At 48.6% G+C, this 21879-nt stretch carries 18 protein-coding genes; 9 read left to right on the top strand and 9 right to left on the bottom strand.

What is annotated here, in order from left to right:
- Window positions 1-4 precede the first annotated feature (4 nt).
- From ftsA to lpxC, 3 genes are all read left to right on the top strand, one after another.
- Entirely contained in the window at window positions 5-1264 is a 1260-nt protein-coding gene (gene ftsA, locus ACKLNH_RS04820) for a cell division protein FtsA (protein ID WP_413111107.1), read from the top strand.
- Between the two features lie 34 nt (window positions 1265-1298).
- Window positions 1299-2513, top strand: a complete 1215-nt coding sequence (ftsZ, locus tag ACKLNH_RS04815; RefSeq protein WP_413111106.1) for a cell division protein FtsZ — start codon at window positions 1299-1301, stop codon at window positions 2511-2513.
- A 112-nt stretch (window positions 2514-2625) separates the two neighbouring features.
- Window positions 2626-3540 carry a UDP-3-O-acyl-N-acetylglucosamine deacetylase gene (lpxC, locus tag ACKLNH_RS04810; protein ID WP_413111105.1) on the top strand — a complete coding sequence of 305 codons (915 nt, stop codon included), beginning with the start codon at window positions 2626-2628 and terminating at the stop codon, window positions 3538-3540.
- A gap of 110 nt (window positions 3541-3650) precedes the next feature.
- Here the strand turns inward: lpxC and ACKLNH_RS04805 are convergent, their stop codons facing one another.
- Window positions 3651-4115, bottom strand: a complete 465-nt coding sequence (locus tag ACKLNH_RS04805; protein WP_413111104.1) for a DUF721 domain-containing protein — start codon at window positions 4113-4115, stop codon at window positions 3651-3653.
- A 373-nt stretch (window positions 4116-4488) separates the two neighbouring features.
- Here ACKLNH_RS04805 and secA point away from each other — a divergent pair, with 373 nt between their 5' ends.
- Together secA and mutT are read left to right on the top strand one after the other, a co-directional pair.
- Window positions 4489-7212 carry a preprotein translocase subunit SecA gene (gene secA, locus ACKLNH_RS04800; protein WP_413111103.1) on the top strand — a complete coding sequence of 908 codons (2724 nt, stop codon included), beginning with the start codon at window positions 4489-4491 and terminating at the stop codon, window positions 7210-7212.
- Window positions 7213-7328: 116 nt separating this feature from the next.
- Window positions 7329-7724, top strand: a complete 396-nt coding sequence (mutT, locus tag ACKLNH_RS04795; protein ID WP_413111102.1) for an 8-oxo-dGTP diphosphatase MutT — start codon at window positions 7329-7331, stop codon at window positions 7722-7724.
- Window positions 7725-7775: 51 nt separating this feature from the next.
- Here mutT and yacG read toward each other — a convergent pair whose 3' ends face one another.
- From yacG to nadC, 8 genes are all read right to left on the bottom strand, one after another.
- A complete protein-coding gene (gene yacG, locus ACKLNH_RS04790) occupies window positions 7776-7973 on the bottom strand; it encodes a DNA gyrase inhibitor YacG (RefSeq protein WP_413111101.1) in 198 nt (65 codons plus the stop codon).
- 13 nt (window positions 7974-7986) lie between these two features.
- Window positions 7987-8757, bottom strand: coding sequence for a cell division protein ZapD (gene zapD, locus ACKLNH_RS04785; protein WP_413111100.1), 771 nt, complete (start codon window positions 8755-8757; stop codon window positions 7987-7989).
- 56 nt (window positions 8758-8813) lie between these two features.
- Window positions 8814-9422 carry a dephospho-CoA kinase gene (gene coaE, locus ACKLNH_RS04780; RefSeq protein WP_413111099.1) on the bottom strand — a complete coding sequence of 203 codons (609 nt, stop codon included), beginning with the start codon at window positions 9420-9422 and terminating at the stop codon, window positions 8814-8816.
- Window positions 9423-9432: 10 nt separating this feature from the next.
- Window positions 9433-10302 (bottom strand): prepilin peptidase, encoded by an 870-nt coding sequence (locus tag ACKLNH_RS04775; protein WP_413111098.1) that lies wholly within the window; start codon window positions 10300-10302, stop codon window positions 9433-9435.
- Window positions 10303-10420: 118 nt separating this feature from the next.
- Complete coding sequence (locus ACKLNH_RS04770; RefSeq protein WP_413111097.1) at window positions 10421-11674, bottom strand: type II secretion system F family protein; 1254 nt, start codon at window positions 11672-11674, stop codon at window positions 10421-10423.
- A gap of 154 nt (window positions 11675-11828) precedes the next feature.
- Window positions 11829-13520, bottom strand: a complete 1692-nt coding sequence (gene pilB / locus ACKLNH_RS04765; protein WP_413111096.1) for a type IV-A pilus assembly ATPase PilB — start codon at window positions 13518-13520, stop codon at window positions 11829-11831.
- A gap of 12 nt (window positions 13521-13532) precedes the next feature.
- The gene (locus tag ACKLNH_RS04760; protein WP_413111095.1) at window positions 13533-13964 is read right to left on the bottom strand and encodes a pilin; all 432 of its coding nucleotides are present in this window, start codon (window positions 13962-13964) and stop codon (window positions 13533-13535) included.
- A 565-nt stretch (window positions 13965-14529) separates the two neighbouring features.
- Window positions 14530-15423 carry a carboxylating nicotinate-nucleotide diphosphorylase gene (gene nadC, locus ACKLNH_RS04755; RefSeq protein ID WP_413111094.1) on the bottom strand — a complete coding sequence of 298 codons (894 nt, stop codon included), beginning with the start codon at window positions 15421-15423 and terminating at the stop codon, window positions 14530-14532.
- Window positions 15424-15606: 183 nt separating this feature from the next.
- On the opposite strand from nadC, the gene ampD reads away from it, so the two are divergent.
- The 4 genes from ampD (at window position 15607) to aceF (ending at window position 21845) form a co-directional block, all read left to right on the top strand.
- Window positions 15607-16149, top strand: a complete 543-nt coding sequence (gene ampD / locus ACKLNH_RS04750; protein ID WP_413111093.1) for a 1,6-anhydro-N-acetylmuramyl-L-alanine amidase AmpD — start codon at window positions 15607-15609, stop codon at window positions 16147-16149.
- Window positions 16150-16468: 319 nt separating this feature from the next.
- Window positions 16469-17242 (top strand): pyruvate dehydrogenase complex transcriptional repressor PdhR, encoded by a 774-nt coding sequence (gene pdhR, locus ACKLNH_RS04745; RefSeq protein ID WP_413111092.1) that lies wholly within the window; start codon window positions 16469-16471, stop codon window positions 17240-17242.
- A gap of 67 nt (window positions 17243-17309) precedes the next feature.
- Complete coding sequence (aceE, locus tag ACKLNH_RS04740) at window positions 17310-19961, top strand: pyruvate dehydrogenase (acetyl-transferring), homodimeric type (RefSeq protein WP_413111091.1); 2652 nt, start codon at window positions 17310-17312, stop codon at window positions 19959-19961.
- 12 nt (window positions 19962-19973) lie between these two features.
- Window positions 19974-21845 (top strand): pyruvate dehydrogenase complex dihydrolipoyllysine-residue acetyltransferase, encoded by a 1872-nt coding sequence (aceF, locus tag ACKLNH_RS04735; protein WP_413111090.1) that lies wholly within the window; start codon window positions 19974-19976, stop codon window positions 21843-21845.
- The last annotated feature ends 34 nt before the right edge of the window (window positions 21846-21879 follow it).

Genomic DNA, 21879 nt, shown 5'->3' with positions numbered 1-21879 from the left:
CAGCATGACCAAGTCAACGGATAAGCAATTAATTGTTGGGTTAGATATTGGCACTTCAAAGGTCACAGCATTGGTTGGAGAAGTGTTGCCCGACGACACTATCAATATCATAGGCCATGGTGATAGCCCGTCACGAGGAATGGACAAAGGCGGCGTCAATGACCTTGAGTCTGTCGAAAAGTCGGTACAACGTGCGATTGAAAAAGCGGAATTGATCGCAGACTGTCAGATAGCATCGGTATTTTTATCCTTGTCCGGTAAGCATATTAACTGCTTGTCTGAAAAGGGGATGGTGCCCATTTCTGATAAAGAAGTGACGCAAGAGGATGTCGAGAGTGTGATTCACACCGCAAAATCAGTAAAGTTGAGTGATGAGCTGCGCACATTGCATATTATACCTCAAGATTTTGCGATTGATTATCAAGAAGGCATTAAAAATCCGGTAGGCTTGTCTGGTGTGAGAATGCAGGCGAGTGTACATATGATAACTTGCCACAAAGACATGGCAAGAAACATTGAAAAAGCGGTTGAGCGATGTGGTTTACATGTTGATCAACTTATTTTTTCGGGGTTGGCATCGAGTTATGCAGTGCTAACTGATGACGAAAAAGAGCTTGGTGTGTGTGTCGTTGATATTGGTGGTGGTACCATGGATATGGCGGTATGGAGCGGAGGGGCACTGCGTCATGCAGAGGTGATACCTTATGCCGGTAATGCTGTCACCAGCGATATTGCGTACGCTTTTGGCACCCCGCCGAGTAATGCCGAAGAGATAAAAGTAAAATTTGGGTGCGCACTGAGTGAGTTGGTCAGTAAAGATGCGAAAGTGGATGTTCCCAGTGTTGGTGGGCGCCCTTCCCGTAGTTTACAGAGTCAAACACTGGCTGAAGTTATAGAGCCGAGATACAGTGAACTGCTGGGATTAGTTAAACAAAAGCTTGTCGCAGTAGAAGAACAAATGCGCAGTGCTGGTCATAAACATCACTTAGCGGCAGGCGTGGTGTTAACTGGAGGCGCTGCACAAATTGATGGTTTGGTCGAAAGTGCCGAACGCGTATTCCGTAATCAAGTCCGTTTAGGTCAACCAATTGGTCTTAATGGGCTGACGGAATATGTGAAATCCCCGAGTTACGCTACGGCAGTGGGATTACTGCACTACGGTAAGGAAAGTCAATTATATGATGCGTTGGATGTTGAACCCCGCACCTCGGTAGTGGTACCAGTGTGGAAGCGTGTTACTAATTGGCTAAAGAAAGAATTTTAAAACCTGATGCGAACAGGATAAACGGAGAGAACACATGTTTGAACCGATGATGGATATGTCAGACGAAGCGGTAATTAAAGTCATTGGCGTTGGCGGTGGTGGCGGAAACGCTGTTGAACACATGGTGCGTGAATCAATCGAAGGCGTTGATTTTATTAGCGTTAACACGGATGCTCAAGCACTTAAAAAGACCAATGTAAGCTCAACAATTCAGATTGGTGGTGATATCACTAAGGGATTGGGAGCTGGTGCGAACCCTCAAGTAGGGCGCGATTCAGCGATGGAAGATCGTGAAGCCATTAAAGCTCAGCTTGAGGGTGCCGATATGGTCTTTATTGCGGCCGGAATGGGCGGGGGCACGGGGACCGGTGCGGCACCTGTTATTGCTGAAGTGGCAAAAGAGCTCGGCATACTAACAGTGGCTGTGGTGACTAAGCCGTTTAGCTTTGAAGGCAAGAAACGCATGGCGTTTGCTGAAAAGGGAATTGAAGAGTTATCTAAGCATGTTGACTCGCTAATTACGATTCCCAATGAAAAGCTACTGAAAGTCTTAGGTCGTGGTATTACATTACTCGATGCATTTGCCAAAGCGAATGACGTTCTGAGAAATGCGGTTCAAGGTATTGCTGAACTAATTACACGCCCAGGCCATATCAATGTCGACTTTGCCGATGTACGTACCGTGATGTCTGAAATGGGTCATGCCATGATGGGCAGCGGTGTCGCGACTGGCGATGATCGAGCAGAAGAAGCCGCGGAGATGGCAATATCTTCACCTCTGCTAGAAGATATCGACCTTGCTGGTGCTCGTGGTGTTTTAGTTAACATTACTGCTGGCTTTGATATGCGTTTGGACGAGTTTGAGACCGTTGGTAATACCGTGAAGGCGTTTGCTTCTGATAATGCCACTGTAGTGATTGGTACGTCGCTTGATCCTGACATGTCTGACGAGTTGCGCGTTACCGTTGTAGCAACAGGTATTGGTAACGAGAAGAAGCCGGATATTACTCTGGTAAAAGGGGCAACTAAACCGACGACAGCAGCACCTGTTGCGGCAAAAGTTGAAGTTGCTTCTGTCGATGTGGTAACACAACCAGTAGAGCAAGTTGTTAAGCCTCAAGCGTCAGTGACTCAAGGCGCAGTCACTCATCAAGCTTCAGGTGCAACAGCCTCAAAGGCTGTGCCTAAAGCAGAATCAGAGCATGACTATTTGGATATTCCTGCGTTCTTGCGTAAGCAAGCGGATTAACTGATAGCTTGGATATTAACCACAATACTGGTATGATGTGTCGGTCTCACCCATTATTTGGGTGGGATTTGGCCGTTTTATCGACTGTGAATTTAGAGATTGGGGTTTAGACATGATTCGACAACGCACGTTAAAAAGCATTGTGAAAACGACTGGAGTGGGTTTGCACTCTGGACGTAAAGTCACTTTGACCTTACGTCCTGCGGCGGCGAACACTGGCGTGATTTATCGTCGAGTGGATCTTGAACCGATCGTTGATTTTCCAGTTGATGCACACTCTGTACGCGATACCATGCTGTGTACGGCACTGGTTAATGAGCAGGGTGTACGTATCTCTACGGTTGAGCATCTGAATGCCGCGTTAGCAGGTATGGGTATTGACAACATTATCATTGAAGTTGATGCGCCTGAAATTCCGATTATGGATGGCAGTGCGAGCCCATTTATCTATTTGTTACAATCTGCTGGTATTGATACCTTGAATGCACCAAAGCAATTCTTGCGTATTAAAAAAACTGTTCGCGTTGAAGATGGTGACAAATGGGCAGAGCTGCGTCCACATAATGGTTTCAGATTAAACTTTGCTATCGATTTTGATCATCCAGCCATCGAGTCGGATCAGCAAAACTTTGTGATGGATTTCTCTAGCCAAGCATTTGCGCAAGAAATCAGTCGTGCTCGTACGTTTGGCTTTATGCGAGACATTGAGTTTCTTCAGTCGCAAAATAAGTGCCTGGGTGGCAGCTTTGACAACGCCATTGTGTTGGACGAGTACCGTATCTTGAACGAAGACGGTTTACGTTACGATAATGAGTTGGTTAAACACAAAGTATTGGATGCGATCGGCGACCTTTACATGTGTGGACATAACATTGTTGGTGAAGTTCGTGCGTATAAATCAGGGCATGCGCTGAATAATCAACTGCTACGTGCCGTTTTAGCTGATCAAGAAGCCTATGAGCTGGTAACATTCGAACATGAAAATGTTCCTGTCAGCTTAGCGCAGCCAGGTATGGTCCTAGCGTAGCGGTGAGTGAATAGCGGTAGCATCAAGCAAGTTTACACTGAAAAGCGAGGCGAATGTCTCGCTTTTGTCGTTTTTGGCCCATGTATAATGTGTTGATTTCTCCGTTTTGGTTACGGTTTCTTTTTCCCCATCGCTGCTAACCGTTTTAGTCGCATCTTAATGCCATCTGGCGCATGCTCAGCAATCGCGGAAAGATATTCTGCTGCTGTCTCACTGATCGGAACCTGCTCAATATCTGGCTTATCACTGTTATTGCGGCGATGAGGCTGTTGCGCCAAGGTGGGATTGACTTTTACTTCGATTGAGCTGAGTTGGGGAAGATCATGGCGACGAAGCTCGGACATCAACGCATAACGCTCGAAATTAAGCCGTTGCGCCCAAGCTGGTGTTGCCACCTCTAAGACGAGAATGCTTTGGCGATAATTCGCGATACGTACTTGCTCAGCCAGCGCGGGGCTCAGGCAGGCTTGCACTTTTTTGCCAAGCTGCTCGAGTAATACTGCACGCTGAGTTATATTTGTCAGCTTTCCGCTGTCTAATAAGCTGTCTGCGCTTTTGGGGCGATGATCTCGCATAAGTCCTTATTTTAAACAATCTGGGGTTGAAAGGCTGATCTATAGCAAACAACCGCAGTTTAGCATGTGACGCGTGTGGATTTTTCCTTATTATAAGCGTATTCAGCGTGGAAGAGTGGTGGCATCACACATCTTTTAGTCTTAAATAGTGTCAAATAGATAAAACTATCTCTGAGCTATTGAATTTGTAAGGTGTTGCCCCCATTTATCCCCTAAGCCGAGTAAGCACGTATAATGGCCAGCTGATGAGTATATCAGCGATAATTGCCACCCTCTGCCAAGCAAAGTGTTTTTATTGTGCAGAGAGGAAGCGGGCGAGAATTTTTAGCATAGTGGCCAAGCCACGTGAAAACAAAAGAGATACAGCACTCCCATGTTATCCAAACTTCTGACCAAAGTCGTCGGCAGCCGTAATGACCGTACCCTACGAAAGCTGCGTAAAATTGTTGATCAAATCAATAAACTAGAACCTCAATTTGAATCTTTACAAGATGAAGCCTTACGCGCTAAAACCGTTGAGTTTCGTGAGCGTATAGAACAAGGCGAAGCGCTTGATACGTTACTGCCAGAAGCATTTGCAACCGTACGTGAAGCCTCAAAGCGTATTAATGGCATGCGTCATTTTGATGTGCAGCTTATTGGTGGCATGGTGCTAAATGACTGTAAAATTGCTGAAATGCGTACTGGTGAAGGTAAAACTCTAACTGCAACGCTGGCAGCTTATTTGAATGCCCTGACTGGAAAAGGCGTGCATATCGTTACCGTCAACGACTACTTGGCGAAGCGTGACGCAGAGACCAACCGTGCCTTATTTGAATTCCTCGGCATGACCGTGGCGTTCAATATCCCAGGTATGAATCCGCAAGAGAAAAAAGAAGCCTATCAGGCTGACATTCTTTACGGCACCAACAATGAATTTGGTTTTGATTACCTACGCGATAACATGGCATTCCGCGCTGAAGATCGTGTGATGCGTGAGCGCTTCTTCGCTGTTGTCGATGAAGTGGATTCGATCTTAATCGATGAAGCGCGTACACCGTTGATTATTTCTGGTCCTGCAGAAGATAGCTCTGAGCTATACATCAAAATCAACACCCTGATTCCTAACCTTGTTCAGCAAGAGCAAGAAGACAGTGAAGAGTACCGTGGTGATGGTCACTATACGGTTGATGAGAAAGCCAAGCAGACGTACCTCACTGAGAATGGGCAAGAATTTGTCGAAGAACTACTGATCAGCAATGGCTTAATGGAAGAGGGAGATACCCTTTACTCGCCAAACAACATCAGCCTGCTTCATCACGTTAATGCTGCCCTACGTGCCCATGTATTGTTTGAGCGTGATGTCGACTACATCGTGCAAGATAACGAAGTGGTTATCGTCGATGAGCACACTGGACGTACTATGCCTGGCCGTCGTTGGTCGGAAGGTCTACATCAGGCTGTAGAAGCGAAAGAAGGGGTGAAGATCCAGAACGAGAACCAAACGCTGGCTTCTATCACCTTCCAGAACTATTTCCGTTTGTATGAAAAACTGTCAGGCATGACAGGGACTGCTGATACCGAAGCATTTGAGTTCCAATCTATTTATGGTTTGGATACCGTGGTTATCCCAACCAACCGCCCTATGGTGCGTGATGACATGGGCGACTTGGTTTATATGACTGAACGCGAAAAATTTAATGCCATTATTGAAGACATTAAAGATCGCGTTGCGAAAGGTCAGCCATCGCTAGTGGGTACAGTGTCGATTGAAAAATCCGAGTTGCTGTCGCGAGCGCTGAAACAGGCAGGCATTAAGCACCAAGTATTGAATGCTAAATTCCACGAGAAAGAAGCAGAGATTGTTGCCCAGGCGGGTGAATCAAGTGCCGTAACGATTGCGACCAACATGGCCGGCCGTGGTACGGATATCGTCTTGGGTGGTAATCTGCAAGCACGCATTGAGAAGCTTAACAACCCAAGTGACGCGCAGATTGCAGACATGAAAGCGCAGTGGCAAAAAGATCACGATGCAGTGCTAGAGGCCGGTGGTCTGCACATCATCGGTACTGAGCGTCATGAATCGCGTCGTATTGATAACCAGCTACGTGGTCGTTCTGGTCGTCAGGGGGATGCAGGTTCATCGCGTTTCTATCTGTCGATGGAAGATGGCTTAATGCGTATTTTCGCTTCAGATCGTGTTTCTGGCATGATGAAAAAACTGGGCATGGAAGAAGGCGAAGCTATTGAGCACCCATGGGTGACAAAAGCGATTGAGAACGCGCAGCGTAAAGTGGAAGGCCGCAACTTTGACATTCGTAAGCAACTGCTTGAATTCGATGATGTTGCCAATGATCAACGTAAAGTGGTGTATGAGTTGCGTGATGAGCTGATGAAGTCCGACGATATCAGCGACATGATCACCAGTAACCGTGATGATGTGATCACTGCGGTTATCGATCAGTACATCCCACCACAATCACTGGAAGAGATGTGGGATATTGAAGGTCTAGAAACACGCCTCAAAGCTGACTTTGCCATGGAGTTGCCGATTCAACAATGGTTGGATAGCGAAGACAAACTGTACGAAGAAGCACTGCGGGAGCGTATTTGTCAGCATGCAGAATCTGTTTATGTTGAGAAAGAGGCGGTCGTAGGTGCGAGTGTTATGCGCAACTTTGAAAAGACCGTGATGCTACAAAACCTCGATACCTTGTGGAAAGAGCACTTGGCTGCAATGGACCATTTGCGTCAAGGTATTCACTTGCGTGGTTATGCACAGAAAAACCCGAAACAGGAATACAAGCGCGAGTCATTTGCCCTGTTTGAAGAGATGCTGGATAACCTGAAATCTGATGTGGTGATGATCCTTTCTAAGGTTCGTGTTCAGCAGCAAGAAGAAGTAGAGCGCATGGAAGCTGAGCGTCGTCGCTTGGCAGAAGAGGCGGCACGTCGTCAGCAAGCTCAGCATGCGAGTGCTGATAACCAACTTGGTGATGAAGACTCGGCGGAACCACAAGGCACTGTGCAGCGCACAGAGCGCAAAGTGGGTCGAAATGAGCCTTGTCCGTGCGGTAGCGGTAAGAAATACAAACAGTGCCACGGGCAGATTAACTGATTAGTTTGATTTGATTAGCACTGATAAGACGGCACCGAAAGGTGCCGTTTTTTATGCTGTTGATTTTATCTAGAAAAACCGTACGCTGTAGATAGAGGTTTTGAGTTGGGGAAAGAATGAAAAAGCGTAAACACATTGCTGTAGGGATTATTCTGTCGAGAAATGGTGAGCAGGTATTTATTACCCAACGGGCGGCGACACAGCATCAAGGTGGATTTTGGGAGTTTGCTGGCGGGCAAGTCGAGTTGGGTGAAACGGTGGAGCAAGCGGTGGTGCGTGAATTGCATGAAGAAGTTGGCATTACCGTGACCAGTATGAACCCGTTTACGTCGCTACAACATGATTATCCGGATAAGCAACTGGCGTTCGATTTTTTTCTTGTCACCGATTTTGAAGGACAGCCATACGGAAAAGAGGGACAGCCGGGGTTGTGGGTCGATATTCAAGCACTAGATAGTTATGCCTTTCCTGCCGCGAATACTTCCGTGTTAGATATGCTTAAAACACGATAAAAAAGGGAAAGCGGCCATTGCCGTCTTTCTCCTCATTGGTTGACGAAGGGATCAGTATTCGTCTTCGCTCCATCCGTCGCCGTCAGACATATCGGGCGCGCCGGGAATTTTCTTCTCTTCATCTGCCCACTCACCTAAGTCAATCAATTGGCAACGCTTAGAACAAAAAGGGCGATATGGGCTCTGTTCTGTCCAAGCGACAGCGGTTTTACAGGTTGGACAGGCGACAGTGGTGATAGGTTTACTCACAGGGTGGCTCCAATTAACAGCGGGCAAGTGAAAATTCAATACTCTCCGCAACCACGCTTCCCTCGTCAAAGGGGAGAAAGCGAATGGAAAATCGGCTGCGCAGGCCCGATATCATAGGATAAACCCCATACTGAGGGCAAATTTGCAGACGTAATAATTCTGCCTGAGCGGCCTCAGATTGATAGAAGCCTTGACGCGCCACTTGCGGAGCGACTTGTGCCGAGTCGCGAATAAGACGTAGCCACAGCGATAAGGCGTGTGAGATGACATTCAGCGGTGCCATCCATCGGGTGATATCTTGTTGACGCCGCTCTGCACTAAGGTGACGCCAATGTTGAAGCGTTGGCAGGTCAAAACAGCAGGTACCGCCAGGTATACTGAAGCGTTGACGCAACCCACTTAAAAAGCGATCTTCACGTAGCGTTTGCCCCAAGCGAGGCGCTGATAGTAGGTGATGATGGCGATGCTCAAGATCATCTAACAGTGCCAACAGAGTGGTTTGATCAACATTGTCGACATTGAGCCATTGTTGTAGCTTCTGCCGCTGCTTATCGAGATCTTTGATCAGCTCTGCCTTGAGCTGGATTTGGTCCAATAGCTCAAGTATGTCAAAGAGTGCCGAAAAGAACAGATGATCGTGCTGTCGCTCCTTCAGTTGATAACTATGCTGCAGTTGTCTAAATAGGGCTTCGAAACGCAAATAAGTGCGAACACGTTCATTAAGCGGGTGCTCGTAGCGAACAAAAGCAGGAAGCACATGAGGTGATGGTTGTTGTGTAAGCATAGCCCTGTCCAATCCGTTGCCATATAAGGATAGTTTGTCGGAAAAAGTGGCAACTGTCATCTGCGTTGCATTGCAAAATCTAGGTAACGTTGATGTAATTTTGCCACTTGCTGTTCCAATGTGAGTGGCTGATCGTCATTGTTAATCACATCATCAGCCACAGCGAGTCGTTCAGCACGACTGGCTTGGCTGGCAAGGATCTGTTTGACTTGTGTCATATCGACACTATCCCGTTGTACGGTGCGAGCGATTTGGGTCTCTTCGCTCACATCAACCACCAGTACACGATCGGCCATGATCTGTAAGCCATTTTCTACCAACAAGGGTACCACCAGTAGGCAGTAGGGCGCGGTGCAGTTATCAATGCGCTGCTGCATCGTGCGGCGAATTAATGGGTGTAATAAGTTATTCAACCACGCTTTTTGCTGTTGGTCTGAAAAAATGCACTGTCTCAGTTTGGCACGGTTAAGCTGACCGTCTGTCAATAAGATGTCAGAACCAAAGTGGGCCACAATTGCCGCTAAGCCTTCACTGCCAGGTTCAACCACTTGACGGGCAATAATATCGGCATCGATGAGAGGGACGTCAAGGGCGTGAAACAGGTTGGCAACCGTGGTTTTACCGCTGCCAATGCCACCAGTAAGGGCCACAACAAAGCTTTTCATAGTGATGATCTTATATTCCTAGTATTGAGGTGAGATACCAGTTCATGATCGGGCCTCCCCACAACATCGCGATCCAGCCTGCCAGCGCAAGATAAGGGCCAAACGCGAAGGGAGTGTGATGATCCTCGCCGGCTAATTTGAGCTGGATAATACCAAAGATAGCCCCGAGCAACGACGCGCACAAGACCACCATGGGTAAATTGTGCCAGCCAAGCCACGCCCCCAGCGCAGCCAGCAATTTGAAATCACCATAGCCCATACCTTCTTTGCCGGTTAGCAGTTTAAAGCACCAGTAGACACTCCATAGGCAGAGGTAGCCAGCGATAGCACCAACTACGGCGTCTTGCAGTGAGAGTGGCCCCCAACCCAGCAGGGCGCAGGTAATGCCAGCCCACATCAGTGGCAATGTGAGTTGATCGGGGAGGAGTTGGGTATCGGCGTCGATAAAGGTAAGGGCGATTAAGGTAAAGGTAAAGCCGATCACCGCATAGCTCCACGCTGATGGCGGCAGCATCAGGGCAACGCTCATGGCCATTAAGCCGCTGAGCAGCTCAATTAACGGGTAGCGCACAGAAATTTGACTTTGGCAGTGGCGGCAACGCCCTTTTAGCAGCAGCCAGCTCAGCACGGGAATATTGTCATAGAAGGCAATCGCTGTTTGACAATGCGGACACGTCGATGCTGGGCGGCTGAGGCTGATCTGCCGCGCATCTGGGGCAGGCATATGTTCAGGAAAGCATGCATGACACTCTTGCTGCCACTGCTGCTCCATCATGACTGGCAGGCGATAGATCACCACGTTTAGAAAACTGCCAATGATCAGGCCTAAAACGGCCGCGCAGGCTGGATACAGCCAAGGGTAATAGATAAACAGATCCATGTTGGTCTCAATCGGTTAAGTTGGGGTTATTTTAGAATGGAATGTGCGACTTAGTCTTGTGTTATTCATTGAGTGACATAAGAAATATGCAATGGGCGCTAGCCCATCGCATCAGTTGTTAACTAATGACGTTAACGAGATCAAATATTGGTAGATACATGGCAACCAGTAAACCACCGATTAGAGTCCCAAGGATCACAATAATGAAAGGCTCAATGATCTTGCCCAGGTTATCCACCACGTTATCGACATCATCTTCATACAGCGTGGCGTTTTTATTTAGCATGTCATCGAGCGAGCCGGACTCCTCGCCGATCATCACCATCTGTAACATCAGTTCGGGAAATACATCGGTTTGGCGCAGAGCGAGATACATGGGCATCCCGGCAGACGTCTGCTGGTGAGCACTGTTTACCGCTTGTTTGATATGTAAGTTGGTGGTGGTGGTTGCCGCAGATTCTAGCCCGCTCAAGAGTGGAATACCGGCACTGAAGGTGGTGGCTAAGGTGCGGGCAAATTTGGCCACTGCCGCTTTAAGAAAAATATCGCCAAAAATGGGCACTTTTAAACCAAGGCGATGCACTGCAAGGCGAAAGCGCGCGTTGCGTTTCATGGCTGTCTTATAAGCAATGATTGCTGCCAGCAGTAAACCGGCGATTTGTAACCCAAATGCTTGCAAGAGTTCTGACAGTTGAATAATTTTCTGCGTAAACCAAGGTAATTCAGCATTGAAGGTCTTAAATATTTGGCTGAATTGAGGAATAACAAATAGCAACATGCCTATGGTGACCACAATGGCAACAGAAGTGACAATCGAAGGATAGATCATCGCTTTAATCACTTTCTTACGCAGTGCTTCACTCTTTTCGCGGTACATCGCCAGCCGCGAGAATACTTCCGGTAGATGTCCGGTCTCTTCGCCAGTGGCGAGCAGATCGCAGTAGAAGTTATCGAACATGGTCGAGGCGGACGCAAAGGCTTTGGATAGGGGCGTACCCGCTTCAACCTGTTTTGAAACTTGCGCAATGGCGGCACGCATTTCGGCTTTTTTGTGGCTATCGGCGATCAACTTTAGTGCCAGCACAATGGGCACGCCAGAGTGGAGCATGGTGGCCATTTGGCGGGTGAAGGCGGTGATATCACTGCCTTTCATCTTGTTGCCCAGCTGGCTAAAAAATGAGGGGCTGGTGGGCTTAATTTTCTTTATTTGGATTTTTTGTTGCGCTAACTTATCGCGCACATCGCTCTCGACGTAGCCCATCATTACGCCGCGGACTTTTTTGCCGCTGGCGTTAAAGCCGCGCCAAGCATAATGCTTGAGCTTATTGCTAGCACTGAAATCGGTAGTGGGTAAAGTGGCTGCTTTGAACATATCAACTCCATGTGTTCGGTCGAGTTGCGCCAACAGGGTGTTTCATTGCTCTGTGGGTGGCGCTTGTATGCTGAGTTAAATGGTTGAGCTAAATAGCTGAGTTAAAATGGTTAAGTTAACAACTGAGTTTACGGGCTTAGTTAACTGCTTGAGCTTAATCGAGTTGCAATACCCGCTGCAGTTCGCTCAAGCTGGTAATGCCTTGTGCCAGTTTCTCTATGCCTGCTTCGCGTAGCGATAACATGCCCTGTTTTTGCGCCAGCATTTCGAGTTGGCGACTGGTGGCATCTTTATTAATGGCGACCCCTAATTCGTGGCTGAACGGCATCACTTCATAAATGCCCACTCGGCCAGTGTAGCCACCATTGCATTCATCACAGCCGTTAGGCGCGGCTTGATAGATGGTCATCTCTGCGGCAATACCAAAGTGCTCACGCACCTCATCGCGCAGTGTATGCGGCTGCTTGCAGTGCTGACAAAGGCGCCGAGCCAAGCGCTGGGCGATGATCAAGCTGAGTGACGAGGCGAGGTTATAGCTGGCGATGCCCATGTTCTTTAAGCGGGTAATGGTCTCTGCCGCCGAATTGGTGTGCAAGGTGGACAGCACGAGGTGGCCAGTTTGCGCCGCCTTAATGGCAATGCTGCCGGTTTCGAGATCGCGTATCTCACCGACCATGACCACATCGGGATCTTGGCGTAGGAAAGCACGTAAAGCGTCAGAGAATTCCAACCCCGAGCTTGGGTTGATATGGACCTGATTGATGCCGGGTAGATTGATCTCGACCGGATCTTCTGCGGTGGAGATATTGCGCTCTGCGGTGTTAAGGATGCTTAAGCCAGTATAGAGTGAGACGGTTTTACCGCTGCCGGTGGGGCCCGTGACCAGAATCATCCCTTGCGGCTGTTTAAGGGCATCGAGATAGAGCTGCTTTTGCTGCTCGTTATAACCGAGGATATTGATATCCAGATTGGCACTCGAGCTGTCGAGCAGACGCAAGACAATTTTTTCGCCCCATAAGGTTGGCAGGGTCGAAACGCGTAGATCAACAGTAATACTGGGGCCAAGTTTTAACTTGATCCGTCCATCTTGTGGTTTGCGCCGCTCGGCAATATTGAGTTTCGACATCACCTTAAGTCGCGTGGAGAGGCGGCGCGACAAATGGCTAGGCGGATTGGCTTGCACAAACAGCATGCCATCGCAGCGAAAACGGATGCGGTACTCTTTTTCGTACGGTTCAAAGTGGACATCAGAGGCGCCTTTACGCACCGCATCAAGTAATACTTGGTTGATGTAGCGGGTAACCGGGGCGGTATCTAGGCTGATATCATCGACCAGCTCTATTTCGCCATCGCCAATATCAACCAGTGAGTCAAGCTCAGCATCACTGATGTTGTGTTGGTGCTGATCATTATCGCCAACATCGCTGCCATACAGACGCCGAATTGCCCCTTCGAGCTGTTTGACATCGAGCAGCACGGTTTCGATTTGGCGACCAGTGGCAAAACGGAATTGATCCGGCCCTTCGACTTGGGTTGGATCAGAAATGCCCAGGGTAAGGGTAAAATCGGTGACTGCCAGCGGCAGCATGCGGTGTTGCAGCACTAGCTCGCGCAAATTGAGCTCTTGGCAACATTTGGCGTAATCATACTGGTGCAGATCTGCCACTGCGATGGCAAAGATGCGCTCCAGTTGCTGCGCCAGCTCGGCGCCACTAAATAGCCCCAATGCAACGACAGCGGAAGGCACCGAAGTGCCTTCCTGCTGTAGCTGTGCTAATACCGCTTGTTCTTGCTCAGGATTAAGTAGCTGATCCTGAGCAAGAATATTCAGCAAAGAAAAGTTCATGCTTTAGGCAACTTAACCACAACTCTTTAGGGTTACACCTGTTGTGTGCGTACATGCCCAACCAGTAGCTGAGCGAGTAAAGGTGACAGCTGTACCGTCAATTGCCATTTCACCATTGTTAATACTTAGCACGACAGTTCCATTGACGCCACTGGGAGCAAGGGCAAGGGTGCCCATTGAGCTCATGTCGGTGGCAGCGCCGATATCAGAAAAGTTAGTCTCAGCCGGAAAAGCTTCGTTTTCTTGAATGAATAGATCGATGTTAGTTAATAGCGAGCGCACAGTTGATACCGCTGCATTGGCTTCAGATTTTTTGGTAAAGTTGCCATATGCTGGAATAGCGATAGCAGTTAGGGCACCAATAATGGCAACAACAATGAGAAGTTCAATTAGGGTAAAACCCTGCTGTTTTTTATTGCGTAACGGTTTTTGCATCTTTTTCATATTCCACTCCATAATCTTGTTTTTTTCACCTCTGCTGTGAGGGTGAAGCCAGCATACGTCGCGACGGCAATCGACTCATCTGCTAAGGGAGGGGTTTTCGGGGCAATTAACGGCAAAACGTGTTTACTTGCAGTCTGTTACACTGGCTTACCGATGTCACTTCATGCTTTTTTTGTGAGTGAAAAATCAGTTATTTTTATAGCGTGAATTATTACCAATCCTAGGTGTGGAGAGGGCTGGAACGGTGATCACATTTTTTGGCAGGTATAAAAAAAACGCAGATATTGAGCGCTGTTATTGGATGTGGTCATGAATTGGTGAAAAACTATACGTTTTTGGCCAAAAGCCCTTGCTGGCCTCGATTTGTCGCGGCGGGGTTAAATAACCTAGCGTGATAAGTGTTAATGCGGGCGGTGTTTGGGCGGTACGCTTAGGGCGCACCGCCACATTAAAAATAGAGGTGAAATGTTTATTAATGACGCGTATTTAAACGGCAATTTCAAACAAGCTTATTCGAACAAGGCTATTCAAAGATGGCTATTCAAATAAGCTTATCCAAATAGGGCTATTTAAACCGCATGGAAAGATCCATCGCTTTGATGTGCTTGGTGAGCGCGCCGACAGAAATGTAGTCAATGCCGGTTTGGGCATAACCGCGAATGGTATCTAGGGTTACATTGCCTGAGACTTCAAGTTCCACTCGCCCTTGGTTAAGTGCCACGGCTTCACGCATCATCTCGGTAGTAAAGTTGTCGAGCATGACGATATCAGCGCCAGCTTCAATGGCTTGTTGCAACTCAGCCAGCGATTCGGTTTCAACTTCGACTGGGGTATTTGGGGTTAATGCTTTGGCTTTTTCTACGGCTTGCGCTATACCGCCGCAGGCAATAATGTGGTTCTCTTTAATAAGATAAGCGTCAAACACACCGATACGGTGATTAAAGCCACCACCACACGCCACGGCATATTTTAGCGCACTACGCAGACCCGGGACGGTTTTACGGGTATCAAGCAGTTTGGCGTGAGTCCCTTGAAGTTGGTCGGCATACTCCGCCACCACAGTGGCACAACCCGATAGGGTTTGGATAAAGTTCATCGCGTTGCGCTCGCCGGTTAACAAGTTACGCGCCGGGCCTTTTAGGGTGCACAGGGTTTGATTAGGGACGACTTTATCGCCATCTTGTACGTGCCACTCAATGTGCGTCACACTGCCAAGTTGTTTAAATACCTCTTCTGCCCACTGCACGCCACAAAATACACCGTGCTCGCGGGTAATTATGGTCGCTTCACCTTGGGCGTCGGCAGGAATTAAGTTGGCGGTAATATCTAAATCGGTATTGATCTCGCCACCCAGATCTTCGCGTAAGGTGTCGGCGACACTGCGGGTTATTTCGAGAGGAAGTTGCTGTTTTAGATAAGCCAGTCGACGTTGGCTGTCATGTTTTGTTTGTCTGCTCATGGTGGGATCCAGTTTAAATTTTCGCTCTGCGCCTATGATACGCGCAGCTGCAAACTTTTTCAGCAACCTGTGTAGGAAAAGTGAAATCCGTGACCCATATTTTTGGCGCAGAATGGCTTGACACCATAACGGTGCTAAGTGGTACTGTAGTTTTGATTCATTGCTGCCGAGTTGGACCCTTTGATGATCATAACCGCCCATTGGCTAGATAGTGCCTCCCACGTCCCATCACCTTTTTTTGATCCAAGGCCAGCCGGTGAAGAGATCTCATTACTGGTATTGCACAATATTAGTTTGCCACCGGGCGAGTTTGGCGGCCCGTATATTGAGCAATTGTTTACCGGCCAGCTTGACCCAAGCGCCCATCCCTATTTCGCCGATATCTACCAAATGCGGGTTTCTGCCCATCTCTTGATTCGCCGCGACGGCGAGGTGGTGCAGTTTGTACCGTTTGATCAACGTGCGTGGCACGCTGGCGTGTCGCAATTTGCTGGGCGCGATAAGTGCAATGACTTTTCAATTGGCATTGAACTGGAAGGGTGTGATTACTTGCCCTTTAGCGAGGCACAATATGCGACATTAACCACGGTGACCCATGCGCTAATGGCGGCCTATCCTAGCATTACTTGCGATCGCCTCACCGGACATCAGTTTATTGCCCCGGGCCGTAAGAGCGATCCTGGGCTCTGTTTTGACTGGCTGCGTTACTTTCGGGCTGTGAGTTAATTTTAGATTGGCTCGCTATTTCTGTCTCTTCCTCCTCTTCTTCTCTGTTTATCTTCTTGCCATATTCTTTGTCTTTTATTGGTTTATTCATTTCTCTGCTTTACGGCATGCTGATGTCGTCATTTCTCGTTTTGTTGGTTGCCATTGTGAAAGCTAAGGATTAAGTATTTGTTACGATAGTCTAGGTTCCATGATTTACATCAACTTAATCTGGACGAAATAAAAAAACTTTGTTAAATTTGTTTTAAATCAAAAATTGGTCATACCAATTGACAGGTAAGTAATATTATTGAAACCAAGGACAGGAAAAATAATAGCAATGACGTATCGACCCATTCGCCAGCCTAAGCTCTCCGATGCGATAGAGCAGGCGCTTGAGCGTTTGATTTTGGAAGGAACATTGGCCGCTGGAGAGCAGTTACCACCAGAGCGTGAACTGGCCAAGCAGTTTGGGGTTTCCCGCCCATCGGTACGTGAAGCGATTCAACGCTTGGAAGCGAAAAAGCTGCTACTACGCCGTCAAGGTGGTGGTACGTTTGTTTCTGAGGCGATTGGACAAGATTTTTCTGATTCGCTGCTCCAACTGCTCTCTCAACACCCAGACACCCAGTTCGATATTATTGAGGCCCGTTATGCCTTAGAGGGGCTTGCATCCTATTTTGCCGCCCTGCGTGGGAATGATGCCGACTTTCAACGCATTAAAGACTGCCATCACACTATTAGCGAAGCTCAGCAACGCGGAGATCTTCAGCAAGAAGCTAGTGCGGTGACGCAATACTTGGTCGCGGTGGCGGAAGCCGCGCACAATCTGGTGTTGTTACATATCGTGCGTAGCCTCAGCGGCTTATTGGCAAACAATATAATTCAGAATTTAGAACTGCTTTATCGTCATCAAGGAACGATGGAGAAGATCCGTCGGCACCGGGCGGACATTGTCGCGGCGATCTTGTCTCGTCAGCCCACTGCGGCGCGTGATGCAGCTCAGTTGCACTTAACCTATATTGAGGAAACGATGTTGGAGTCAACGAAAGAAGAGGGCCGTTTAGAGCGCTCTTTACGTCGCTCTCAACAGCGCATGGCGAGCTCAGATTAAATGCATAACGCTGATCTGACTGCTTTTTATGATGTGTTTGTAAAGTCAAATAACAAAAGGATAAATCATGAACAATGACGTAGATGTCGTAGAGACTCAGGAGTGGCTTGAAGCCTTAGAGTCGGTTGTTCGCGAAGAGGGCGTAGAACGCGCTCAGTATCTTCTCGAGCAGGTACTAGATAAAGCCCGCCTTGATGGGGTGGATATGCCAACTGGGATCACCACGAACTATGTCAATACCATTCCGGTGACTCAAGAACCAGTCTACCCAGGCGATGTCACCTTAGAGCGTCGTATTCGCTCTATTATTCGCTGGAATGCGATCATGATCGTATTGCGTGCCTCAAAAAAGAATTTGGAGCTGGGTGGGCATATGGCCTCTTTTCAGTCTTCAGCGGCGTTCTATGAGGTGTGCTTTAACCATTTTTTCCGTGCCCCGAATGAGGTCGATGGTGGTGACTTAGTCTACTACCAAGGCCATATCGCGCCGGGTATCTATGCTCGCGCCTTTGTCGAAGGGCGTCTTAGCGCTGCACAGCTGGATAACTTTCGTCAGGAAGTCGACGGAAAAGGCTTATCCTCATACCCGCACCCGAAACTGATGCCGGAGTTTTGGCAGTTTCCAACGGTTTCAATGGGCTTAGGGCCAATCTCTGCTATCTATCAGGCGCGTTTTCTAAAATATCTACATGGTCGAGGAATGAAAGATACCTCGGCACAGCGTGTGTATGCCTTCTTGGGCGACGGTGAAATGGATGAGCCGGAATCGCGCGGTGCGATCTCTTTTGCCGCACGAGAAAAGCTCGATAACCTCTGCTTCTTAATTAACTGTAACTTGCAGCGCCTCGATGGGCCGGTGATGGGCAACGGCAAAATTATTCAGGAGCTGGAAGGTCTGTTTAAAGGGGCAGGCTGGAACGTGGTCAAAGTGGTGTGGGGTAATGGCTGGGATACCCTGTTAGCCAAAGATACCACCGGCAAGCTACTGCAGTTAATGAATGAAACTGTCGATGGTGACTATCAAACCTTCAAGTCGAAAGATGGCGCTTATGTGCGCGAACATTTCTTTGGTAAGTACCCAGAGACAGCGGCGTTAGTTGCTGATATGACCGATGCTGAGATCTTTGCACTGAAGCGGGGCGGGCACGAGTCATCCAAAGTGTACGCCGCCTTTAAGAACGCGCAACAAACAGCGGGTAAGCCGACAGTAATACTGGCAAAAACGGTCAAAGGCTACGGCATGGGCGAAGCCGCAGAAGGCAAGAATATTGCCCATCAGGTGAAAAAGATGGACATGACCCATGTCGAGCACTTGCGGGATCGTCTTGGATTACAAGATTTAGTCCTCGACTCAGACCTAGTGAATTTGCCTTACCTGACCTTAGAGCCGGGTAGCGCGGAGTATGAGTACTTGCATGCACGACGCAAATCGTTGCTGGGGTATACACCGCAACGGTTACCGGCATTTACCGGTGAGTTTATCCCGCCGCAACTGGATGAGTTTGGCGCTCTGCTTGAAGAGCAGAAACGCGATATCTCAACCACCATGGCGTATGTGCGTGCCTTGAATACCTTGCTGAAGAACAAAAATATCGGCGCCAATATTGTACCGATTATTGCTGATGAAGCGCGAACGTTTGGTATGGAGGGCTTGTTCCGCCAGATAGGTATTTACAACCCACACGGGCAGAACTATACCCCGCAGGATCGCGATATCGTTTCATACTATAAAGAAGCGACATCGGGTCAGGTATTGCAAGAAGGGATCAATGAGTTGGGTGCGATGTCATCTTGGGTGGCAGCGGCAACCTCCTACAGCACCAATGATCTCCCGATGATCCCTTTCTATATCTACTATTCCATGTTTGGCTTCCAGCGCGTTGGAGATATGGCGTGGATGGCCGGCGATCAACAGGCGCGCGGTTTCTTACTGGGCGCAACCGCTGGACGAACGACCCTTAACGGCGAAGGGTTGCAGCATGAAGACGGCCATAGCCATGTTATGGCGAACACGATTCCGAACTGTATCTCTTATGATCCGACGTTTGCTTATGAAGTGGCGGTGATCATGCAAGACGGTATTCGTCGTATGTATGGCGAGCAAGAAAATGTTTTCTACTATCTGACCTTGATGAATGAAAACTATGCAATGCCGGCAATGCCACAAGGGGCAGAAGAGGGGATCCGTAAGGGGATCTATCAACTGGAGAGTTATGCGGGTGCTAACGGCAAGGTGCAGTTATTGAGCTCCGGCACCATCATGAATGAAGTACGTAAAGCGGCGCAGATTCTCAGTGATGATTACGGCATCGCATCTGATGTCTTCTCGGTGACATCGTTTAATGAGTTGACCCGTGACGGTCAGGATGTTGAGCGCTTTAATATGTTACACCCAGAAGCGGAACCGAAAGTGCCGTATGTGGCGACCGTGCTAGGCAGTGAGCCGACGATTGCCGCGACCGATTACATGAAGAATTATGCCGAGCAGGTTCGCGCCTTCTTACCGACATCGTCGTTTAAAGTATTAGGGACAGATGGCTTTGGCCGTTCTGACAGCCGCGATAATCTGAGGCGCCACTTTGAGGTGAATGCTGCCTATGTCGTGGTGGCAGCGCTAACTGAGTTGGCAAAGCAGGGCAAGATAGAGAAGGCGGCGATTGCAGAGGCAATTGACAAATTTGGCATTGATGCGGGCAAACTAAACCCACTATACGCATAAGGGATGATGCACATGACTATTGAAATTAATGTTCCAGATATCGGTGCCGATGAGGTTGAAGTCACCGAAATCCTTGTCAGCGTCGGTGATCAAGTCGAAGAAGAGCAGTCGTTGATCACGGTTGAAGGCGATAAGGCGTCGATGGAAGTGCCTGCCTCTCAAGCCGGCGTGGTAAAAGAGATTAAAGTGGCTGAGGGAGACAGCGTCTCCACTGGGACGTTGATCATGATTTTTGAACCTCTTGGTGCAGCGCCAGCTATCGAGGCACCCGTTACCCAAGTGAGTGTTGCTAGTGCGCCTGCAGCTGCTACCGAATTGCAACAAGTGGTCGTGCCGGATATTGGTGATGATGAAGTTGAAGTGACAGAGATCATGGTGGCGATCGGCGATAGCATTGAAGAAGAACAGTCGTTGCTAACCGTTGAAGGCGATAAAGCATCGATGGAAGTCCCTGCCCCGTTTGCTGGTCGCTTAAAAGAGATCAAAGTGGCGGCGGGCGATAAAGTCTCTACCGGATCTTTGATTATGATCTTTGAAACAGGCAGTGCTGGCACTGCGCCTGTCACTGCATCGAGCGCTGACGTTGCGCCTGTAACATCTGCTGTGGCGGTAGTTAAAGAGGTCGCAGTGCCAGACATTGGCGGTGATGAAGTTGAAGTGACCGACATTATGGTGGCGGTCGGTGATAGCGTTGCAGAAGAGCAATCACTGATCACCGTCGAAGGGGATAAAGCCTCCATGGAGGTACCAGCACCCTTTGCTGGGGTGGTGAAAGAGCTCAAGGTCGCAGCAGGCGACAAAGTGTCGACTGGCTCGTTGATCATGCTGTTTGAAACGCAAGAGACAGCAGCGACTGTGGCCTCCGCGCCAACGCCAACGGCTGTACCGGCTGCCGCAGCACCGAGTGTCACGACATCGGCAGGAAAAGCGTCTGCTGAGAATTTTGCCGAAAACAATGAATACGCGCATGCCTCACCCGTTGTTCGTCGCTTGGCACGCGAGTTTGGGGTGAACCTTGCCAAAGTCAAAGGTACTGGACGTAAGAGCCGCATACTGAAAGAAGATGTGCAGAGTTATGTAAAAGAAGCACTTAAGCGACTTGAGTCGGGCGCGGCATCGGGTAAAGGTGATGGCTCAGCACTGGGACTATTGCCTTGGCCGAAAGTGGATTTCAGTAAGTTTGGTGAGACAGAAGTTAAACCGTTATCGCGGATTAAGAAAATCTCGGGTGCCAACCTGCACCGCAACTGGGTGATGATCCCGCATGTTACTCAGTGGGACAATGCTGATATTACCGAGCTAGAAGCGTTCCGCAAAGAGCAGAACGCACTGGAAGCGAAAAAAGACTCAGGTATGAAGATCACTCCGTTAGTCTTCATCATGAAAGGGGTGGCAAAAGCGTTGGAGGCCTTCCCTAGCTTTAATTCATCGCTATCAGAAGATGGCGAAAGCTTGATATTGAAAAAGTATATTAATGTCGGTATTGCAGTCGACACGCCAAACGGGCTGGTGGTGCCAGTGTTTAAAGACGTGAATAAAAAAGGTATCCATGAGTTATCTGAGGAGCTGATGGTCGTCTCTAAAAAAGCACGAGCGGGCAAGCTAACGGCGGCGGATATGCAGGGCGGTTGCTTTACGATCTCTAGCCTCGGTGGCCTAGGGGGAACGGCATTTACTCCAATTGTTAACGCGCCAGAGGTGGGTATTCTTGGTGTTTCCAAATCGGAAATGAAGCCGGTTTGGAATGGTAAAGAGTTTGAGCCGCGCTTAATGCTGCCGTTATCACTCTCTTATGATCATCGCGTTATTGATGGGGCCGAAGGGGCGCGATTTGTCAGTTACTTAAACGGTGTGCTGTCAGATATACGTCGCTTAATACTGTAAAAGACAGGATCCGTTGTTATTCACTGCACAGAAC

The sequence above is a fragment of the Thaumasiovibrio clandestinus genome (genome assembly GCF_047250365.1).
GTDB lineage: Bacteria > Pseudomonadota > Gammaproteobacteria > Enterobacterales > Vibrionaceae > Thaumasiovibrio.
Note: the sequence above shows the minus strand (reverse complement) of the source record. Positions and strands in the feature narration are given on the sequence as shown.